This is a genomic window from Lysinibacillus sp. FSL M8-0355, from assembly GCF_038008985.1.
Lineage (GTDB): Bacteria > Bacillota > Bacilli > Bacillales_A > Planococcaceae > Lysinibacillus > Lysinibacillus fusiformis_D.
The window spans coordinates 2700943-2710325 of record NZ_JBBPAI010000001.1 but is presented as its reverse complement, the minus strand read 5'-3'; the positions used below and the strand labels follow the sequence as shown (position 1 = coordinate 2710325).

Below are 9383 nucleotides of genomic sequence, written 5' to 3'. Positions count from 1 at the left end.
AATGACTATTAACATTGGGAGGGATATCGTTTGAACACTGCAATTGTATTTCCAGGTCAAGGTTCACAATACGATTCTATGGGACAAGAATTATACAAAAATTATCAAATAGCTCGTGATCTGTATAATGAGGCTAGCGATATATTAGGCTATGATTTATTGAAAGCATGTGAAAATAAAAATGGAGAACTTCGTAATACGGTAATAGTTCAGCCTGCAATTCTAGTTTATAGCATTGCCTGCTGGGAGATATTTAAAAAAAATAATGATGTAAAAAAACTCTATTTAACTGGACATAGTCTAGGTGAACTGTCGGCAGTAGTTGCTGCCGACGGAATCCCTTTTGCCAAGGCAGTTGAATTAGTAAAGCTTCGTGCAACTGCTATGAGTGAATGTACTCAAGATGGCGGTATGGTTGTTTGTTTTGGACTTATTGGAGAAGAAGTGGAGGCAGTATGTCAAAGAATAGATACTGACAATAATCATGTAACTGTTGCAAACTTTAATTCGACAAATCAAATCGTACTAAGTGGTCATAAAAATGCATTGGAGCAGGCCTCCATTGAGTTACAGAAAAAGGGAGCGGTTACAAAGATATTACCTGTTAGTGTTCCTGCTCATAGTAGACTCATGAAGCCAGCAGAAAAAAGATTTCAAGCAGCTCTGCAACAAACACAGATGAATGATTGTCGATATCCTATATTTTCCTGTGCTTCAGGTCAACTATATAGTAGGGCTGACGAAATAGCAGATCAATTAAGTAGACAACTTACGGAAAGTGTGAGATGGCCAAAAGTTATGGACGTACTCATTAATAAAGACGTTGGCACATTTATTGAGATGGGTCCTAAAACGATTCTAACGGATATTATGAAGATGGAATATCCTGACTATCGGGCAATACCTGTTAACGAGAAAAATGGCATCCATTCTATTTTAAATAATCTTAATGAAAATACATTCAAAATAGAAGAAACTATCCACTTTTTACAAGCGTGTTTAAGAGTTATTATTGGGACTCCTTTTAAAGAGAAAATCGATAAGCAGGACTTTGAGAAAGAAATCCATTCTCCCTATCAGATCATTAAACAGGAATTAAAAGAGATGAAAGAGAGCAAACAAATGACAGTGGAATCTCACAGAGTTGCAAGTTTATCTCAACAATTTTTTTCCATTTTAATGCATAAAGGGTTTCCTAAAAATGAAACACTGGAATTTCTAAAATTATCAATCGCAAATCCAAATTTATATTCTAAATATCTAAAAATTAATGCTTCTAAATAATTTGTTAGATTGGGGTAATAGAATGTCAAATTTCTATGAAAGTTTTTTTAGTGAAGAAATCAATTACTATGACGAACAAAGCTTATGGTTCAATCAAAATAAATACAGTTTAAAACAACTGGCTAATAAAGCGTTTAAATTAGCAACCGCAATGCAAGAGAAGGGGATTAAACCGGGTGCTGAACAAAATGTTTTGATTGTTCTTAGAAGGTCACCAGCTCTTCTTGTTGCACATTTATCCACATTTATTGCTGGTGGAGTTATTGTTTGTATCGATCCAGAGACACCAAAGGACAGAATCGACAACATCATTGACGATATCAAACCTAGCATAATAATTACGCATCAGGATATTTATAAGGCAAATGCTTTTCAAGATCAGATCACTTTTAAGCTTGATGATGCTCTTCAACATTTTAACTTGGATCATAAGGAAATTAACATAAATATTCATTTTTCTGTAAAATCAGCTGCTTATATTATCTTTACATCAGGTACTACAGGCAAACCTAAGGGTGTAGTCGTTGAGTGGCAATCTTTAAATCGATTAATCGATTGGCATACAAAAACGTTTGATGTGACAAAAGATTCAATAGTATCTTTAACCTCTTCACCTGGATTCGACGCTTCCATATGGGAGATTTGGGGGGCAATAGCTTCAAGAGCATCTATTTATATGACGACAAAAGATGAAAGACTGAACCCAGAGCTATTAAAAAATACTTGGATAAAGCATCAAGTAACGCATTCATTTGTATCTACGCCAATTGCAGAGCGACTAATGGAACTCGACTGGGATCATAGTCATGTAGCTTTAAAATATCTTTTGGTAGGGGGAGATAAACTAACAAAGTACCCTTCAAAAGATTTACCTTTTCATGTAGTAAACAATTATGGACCAAGTGAAGGGACTGTTGTAAGTACTTCTGGAATTGTGGAGAGAGCGGATGGTAAGGCGAAAAAGCTACCTCATATAGGCTCTGCTTTACCTTATGTAAAGTGTTTTATTTTAGATCGAAATTTACAAATCATTCATGAAGTTGATAGAAAAGGAACATTATGGATATCTGGTGAGGGATTAGCAAGAGAATATATTAATTTGCCGCATGAGACAAATGAAAAATTTAAACAGTTAGACATTGACGGTGAAAATGTAAGAGCCTACAACACTGGGGATGTCGTCAGCAGAGATCTTCAAGGGAAGTTCCATTTCCATGGTAGGGAAGATTTTCAATTAAGCATTAATGGAGTGAGAATTGAATTAGGGGATATAGAGAGTACTCTTCAAAAACATAATAGAGTAAGTCAAGCTATAGCATTACCAATACATATAGCTTCAAATACGCTATTGACAGCATCCATTGTATTAGAAGAGGAATCCTCTATTTCAGAACTCGAATTATTTAGCTATTTAAAAGACAAGCTGCCTAACAATATGATACCAGTTCAACTTATTTTTCATAAACATTTACCGTTGACTAGAAACGGGAAAATAGATCGAGAATTGTTGAACAAACAGCATATTGACTATTTCAACAGAAAACAATTAAGTGAATCTTCAACGAATATAAGTGAGTCTTTGCAGAAGATTATTGATATTTTTTCTTCTACCTTAGACTTAAAATGCTCATCACAAACAGATTTGTTTGAAGTTGGAGGAAATTCCTTAGATGCGGCAGAAATTGCTGTGAAAGTGTCAAAAGCGTTTCATGTTGATTGTTTACCATGGCAAGTACAGCAACAGAGAAAACCATGTAATTTATTGGATATTCTTTCTACTTTACCAGCCCTATCAACAAACAATGAACCTACTGTATATAATAAAAACGAGTGGTTCCCTGCAACGAGTATGCAGAAAGGGCTTTGGTATTTATGGAAAACAAATGAAGGAAATCCATTTTATAATGTAGGTGCTACTTTTCATATTAACGGTCTTTTCGATGAACGTAAGTTTTATAGTGCCTTTGTGCATAACATTAAGAAAAATGCTGCCTTTTTTGTGAATTTTAGAGAAAATGCCTCCTATGGAATTGAACAAAAAATTAGAAATATAGATGAGATAGCAGAGCACGTGGATCATCACATTCAAATCTTACAGGTGAAAAATATGGAGGAGGCACGCTCACTTGCAAAGACAATTTATAATCAACCTTTCCAGTTAGAGAGCGATGTATTGTTTAGAGGGGCAGTCATTCATACAGAGAATGCTGGAGCCGTTTTTGTACTTGTCTCTCATCATATTGTATGTGATGGCTTATCTTTAAAAAATATACTTCAAAATATAGCTAAAGTTTATAATGAGGAAATTACTAGAGATGACATCAAATCAAGTAGTTCTGAAAATTTATATAATAATATAAATAAATTGGTTAATAAATCAAAGGATCAAAATTTAAAGGATTTTTGGGTTGAGCAATCTAAGACATTTAAACTCGCTCAACTGCCTATTCGAGAGAAATCCGAAGAATATATAAGAATTGGAAAGATTTTTGAGATTGAAAGCACTAGAGAGCTAGGTAAAAAAATTGATCAATTTTCGCAGGAGATGAAATTGAGTCAGTTTACAATATTACTAACTGCTTGGGCACTAAATTTAACAAAATATTGTATGCAGGACACAATAACGATAGGAGTTCCTTATCATGGTAGGACAAATGAAAATTTAAATGATGTTGGCATGTTTGTTAATTTAGTTCCTTTAACGCTTTCATTAAATAAAAATGCCTCCTTTAAAGAGCTCCTGCATGAAATCAGTAACACTGTACATGAAAATATTGCTCATGGAGATTTCTCTATTGTTGATATTGCGGCTAACATTGATAAAAGAGAGTATTTTGATGTAGTAAATAATACATTCAGTCTTAAAGTGAATCTTGAAATGGATTTAAAGAATATCAACACAAGTTTTATCGAGCAAGATACTGGTGGATCAAGATTTCCTTTAAGTTGTTTCTTCAATGTGGAGAACGGAGAAGTAAAAGGACATATAGAATATTCATTTGCTCATTTCACAGAAGTAGAGATTCAATTGTTGGTGAAGAATTATTTTAGATTACTTGCTTCATTAATTAATGAACCAGATAATTTGTGGAGTTCTGCATTTACAAAAGGTTCCATTATATCCGCTAACGATAATGGAGGACTAATACAAAAGGCTAAGCCACTACACTGTCAATTTGAAGAGGCAGCGAGAAAATATAAGGATTATATTGCCATTCAAGAGCTGGATAGAGCTTTAACATATGAACAACTCAATCAAGAAGCAGAAAAATATGCTTCATTACTGCTATCAATGGGTATTGCAAAAGGCGATTATGTGCCTATTTATATGGACAGGGGAATTGATGTCATCGCAGTAATACTAGGTGTTCTGAAGGCAGGCGCAGTATACGTTCCTTTAGATACGGAGCATCCTATAGCAAGAACACAGAAATTATTAGCGAGATTAAATCCAAAAGTTTTAATGGTAAATACAATAGATGAAATACCCTATGGAGAATGGGAAATTGTAAATACTTTAGAAAAAAATAGCTTTAAAAATAATGTAAAAGCAATGAGGAGTGTCTCTGTCCATGATCCAGCATATCTTATGTTTACTTCTGGATCGACGGGTGAGCCGAAAGGTGTAGTATGTCCACATTTAGGGGCTTCTTTACGCATTGAATGGCAAAAAAACCAAAATAAGATTAAACCTGGTAATAAAACATTGTTTAAAACGCCATATACATTTGATGTATCTGTTTGGGAAATATTTTATACCCTTTGTACAGGTGCTACGTTAGTTGTTGCTCCTAAAGACTTGCATCGGGATCCTTTAGGTTTATTGAATTTTATTAGTGATAAGTCAATTGACTTGTGTCATTTTGTCCCTTCTGTGTTGCAATTAATGCTCAATGAAATGGACTCTCAAAAAGATTACAATTTACCATTAAAATATCTTCATTTAAGTGGGGAAGCTCTGCCAGCTCCATTAGCTAAAAAAATAAATGAGTTGTTACCACAAGTCGAAGCATTCAATTTATATGGTCCAACTGAGGCAGGGATTGAAGTTACTGTTCAACAGGTAACAAAAGATCACTATAATATTGGTTTTCCATTACCTTATGTAGAAATAGAAGTTGTCGATGAAGCTGGGCTACCAGTTCCAAAAGGTTTTCCAGGTGAATTAATGATTGGAGGGCCTTCTTTAGCAAAAGGTTATTTCAAGGATGAAATAGAAACAAGTAAAGCTTTTGTAGAGCGAAATGGTAAAACCTTTTACAAATCTGGTGATTTGGTAAAAATTTCAGCGAATGGCAGTTTAGATTTTCTAGGAAGAAAGGATTCACAAGTTAAGGTAAACGGTGTAAGGATTGAGATAGAAGAAATTGAAGCATGTGTAATACAGCAACCACAAGTTAATGATGTAGCGGTAGTATTAGGGAATGATCAAAATAACAAACCATGTTTAGTTTGCTTCTACACTTTAAATTTAAAAGATAGTCTAAGTAGAAATGACTTGAAAAAAGCTGTCTCTAAAGATTTACCGGCAACGTATATCCCATCAATGTTCGTTGAGTTAGATAGATTACCATTAACATCTAGCGGAAAAAGAGACAGAAAACTACTTAGCTTAGAAGCTTCACAATACCTTTCCGATGGTGCTCAAAATAATTTCAGGGAGCCAACAACTGAACTGGAAAAATCAATTGTAGAAATATGGGCTGAAGTACTAAAGGTTAATGAAATAGGTATTGATGATAACTTTTTTGAAATCGGTGGAGATTCCATTAAATCTCTTCAAATAGTATCTAAATTGCGTACCAATGGTATTGACATTACTCCGAAAGACTTTTTGAAGCACCCGACGGTATCAGAAATGTCTCTCATACTTAAATAATATGGAAGGAGGTTAGTATAGAATGCTACAAAATGATAAGAAACTCGCGTTAACACCATTGCAGCTAGTTATGTTAATGGAAACGTTAAAGGACCCAACATCAGATGCATATTGGCAAATTTTATCTTATGAAATTCCTAATTCATTTACATTCCAAGAGATTCAAGATGCTTGGTTAAATACTGCCAAAGCCAACCCAGCATTAAGAACAAAATTTGAGTGGCAGCAAGAGATAGAACCAATCCAAATTATTCAAAACAATGTAGAAGACATCAATGTAGTAGAGGTTAATTATTTAAGGGTTCAAGATGAATTTATGAATATAGAGAATTGGTTTAAAAGTGAGATTGGTACGCTACAGCAAACGATGCTGAATAAGACGCAACAATTTTATCTTATTCAAAACTGGAAACCATCTAAAAACTTATTAGTATGGGTGCATCATCATATCATTATGGATGGTTGGTCAATTGCTCAAACACTTGAAGATTTCTTTAAGCTGTTAAATAAGGATGTCACTTCATTAGCTATTCGTCCAGATATAGAACCTTATTTACATTATATTAGTGATCCAATGTATCAAAAAGGACTGGAAAAATATTGGGGAAATGTATTAAGTGATTTAGCTGAAGCCGAAACATTAGCTATAGAAAAGTCACAACATATTACTCAAAAGCCATTATTCATGTATATCGATAAAGAGTTAAGCAAGAGAGCGGCAGAAAATCTTCATGCCTATAGCATAAAGAATAGAGTTACAACTTCAAGTATTGCTTTAACAATATGGGGCGTGTTAATCAATCGATATCAACATACGAATAAGCTATACGTAGGATCTACTTTTGCATTAAGGCCATATCAATTAATAGAGTCGAGTGATATGAATGGAATGCTTATAAACACATTACCAGTCAAAATAGATATAGAAGATGAACTAACATTAAAAGAAGTATGTCTACAGACAATGGATCATCTGCAAGATGTTTCTGAAAACAGCGGAGTTCCGTATTCTAAATTATTACAGTTTGGTGGGGTGTCTGGAGATACAGAAATCTTTAAAACCTCTGTCATTTTCCAAAATTTCAAGGGAACTTTAAATAATAAAAAGAATGGTGATTTGGTTCACCAATATGGAACAAGCTCTGATCCATTATCGGTAACATTTGATATTACGCAAGACTCCATATGCTTACGATTAGGTTGGGATCAACAACGTTATGAGAAAACGGAGCTTCTAAGACTTCTAGATTCACTTGAGTATATATTTGAAAATATAGATAACTATAATAATATGTTGGTCCAAAATATTAACTTAACACAAGGCGAAGAGCTATATTTAAAAAATGTTTTGACGACAGAATTTTCTACTACGTCTGAAAATTTTTCAATTCAATCCATTTTAGGAGACCATAGGGATGACTCCTTAGCCATTTCAGATGGTCAAAGAAATTTAAGTTACCGTGATGTGAAAAGATATAGCAATATTGTGGCAAATCAACTGCTCGAAGAAGGAGTACAGAGCGGGGATACAGTTGCACTGGTAGGAAAGAAAAGTATTGAAACAGCAATCGGTATTTTTGCTGCTTGGACAATAGGTGCGGCATGGTGTGCTATTGATACGAGTATACCTGAAGCAAGAACTAAACGTACATTAGACATATTGCAGCCAAAAACATCATTATTCCTAGATAACATTCCAACCATTATTGAACGTAGTATGGATGAGAAAGAAATGATGAGCGAGGCTTACAGATTTAATTCGGAAGATGTGGCATATTATATTTCTACTTCTGGTAGTACAGGGGAACCTAAAATTGTTTCATTGAAAGCAGAAGGGTTGTTACAACTAATCCAAAGCTGGAAACAATTTTATGACCTTTCTAGTGAACAACATGTTCTTCAACTAGGGAGTTGGACATCCGATGTTTTTTTAGGTGATTTGCTGAAGGCATGGTCAACGAATGGCTGCTTGTTCGTTTGCGAGGAAGATAAAAGAATTGATATGGCATATTTAGCAGAAATGGCAGCTAAATATAAAATTTCGTTTTTGGAGTCAACACCTGTTTTAGTAAGGGAATTTATTCACTATTTAAATGAGGTAAATATTATCTTAAAAGATTTAAAAACGATAGTGGTAGGTGCTGATACGTTCAGACTTGAAGAAAAGAATGAAATATGTGACATGCTTTGGGACGGCGTCAATTTTTACAATGGTTATGGTCTAAGTGAATGTACAATTGAGTCTCTAGTTTATACATGTAATAACAATCATGACAGTTCTAAATCCGGACTTTGTCCAATAGGTAAACCATTACCAGGAACAATAGTGAGAATTGTTGATAAATCAGGTAATTCGGTAGCCCCTGGCATGATAGGTGAACTACACATTGGAGGGAAACAAGTAACAAAAGGCTATGTAACCGAGGAGGGTTTAGTTACCTCAAATAGTTATACTCTGAATGATGTTAACTACTTCCGGACTGGTGATTTAGTTAGGTTGAACGCTAATGGAGTGATTGAATTTTATGGGCGCATTGATCAGCAAGTAAAAATTCGAGGCTATCGATTAGAATTAGGAGAAGTAGAGAACGCGTTATTATCCCTTCAACCAGGTATGGAATGTTTTGTTATCTGTCTTCCAAGTAATAACGGTGAAAATACTTTAATTGCCTTTATAAGTGGAACAGACCAAAGTATTGAGACCATTAATAGTAGTATCTCTAAGATACTTCCGGATTTTGCTATTCCGAATATTATTGTTCCTTTAGAAAGGCTACCCCGCAATACGAATGGCAAGATTGATAGAGTTTTGCTAAGGAAACAAGCTGAAGAATTACTTAATCAGTTAACCGATACATCGACTATCTCAATGTCAGGAGATATGGTTGATATTGTAAGAGAGACATGGGAAGTAGTTTTAGGAAAAAAGGTACAGTTGAATCGTAGCCTATTCGATCAAGGTGGCCATTCTTTAATTGTACTGAAATTATATAACTTACTTAGAAAAGTGTTGCCTTCGTATGAGTTTGTAGTTGGTGATCTTTTCAGATATCCAACGATTAATCGGTTTGTAGAAGAAATTACGGCTAGAAAAGAAGCTGTGCCTATCCAAGAAAGTACTGTTCCATCTTACAGCAAAATTGAAGTACTGGAAAAAGTGAAACAAGGCGAGCTTTCAGTGGAGGAAGCTATGAAAATAATAGGTGGTCATAGATTGTGA

Annotated in this window: 3 protein-coding genes; all 3 read left to right on the top strand. The window is 34.4% G+C overall.

What is annotated here, in order from left to right; all coding sequences use genetic code 11:
• Positions 1–30 precede the first annotated feature (30 nt).
• Genes fabD through MKY46_RS13220 form a run of 3 tightly spaced genes read left to right on the top strand, consistent with a single transcriptional unit; the run spans position 31 to position 9383 of the window.
• Positions 31–1284: an ACP S-malonyltransferase gene (fabD, locus tag MKY46_RS13230; protein ID WP_340834460.1), complete on the top strand. Its 1254-nt coding sequence runs from the start codon at positions 31–33 to the stop codon at positions 1282–1284.
• A 22-nt stretch (positions 1285–1306) separates the two neighbouring features.
• Positions 1307–6163 (top strand): amino acid adenylation domain-containing protein, encoded by a 4857-nt coding sequence (locus MKY46_RS13225; RefSeq protein ID WP_340834458.1) that lies wholly within the window; start codon positions 1307–1309, stop codon positions 6161–6163.
• A 22-nt stretch (positions 6164–6185) separates the two neighbouring features.
• Complete coding sequence (locus tag MKY46_RS13220) at positions 6186–9383, top strand: AMP-binding protein (protein WP_340834455.1); 3198 nt, start codon at positions 6186–6188, stop codon at positions 9381–9383.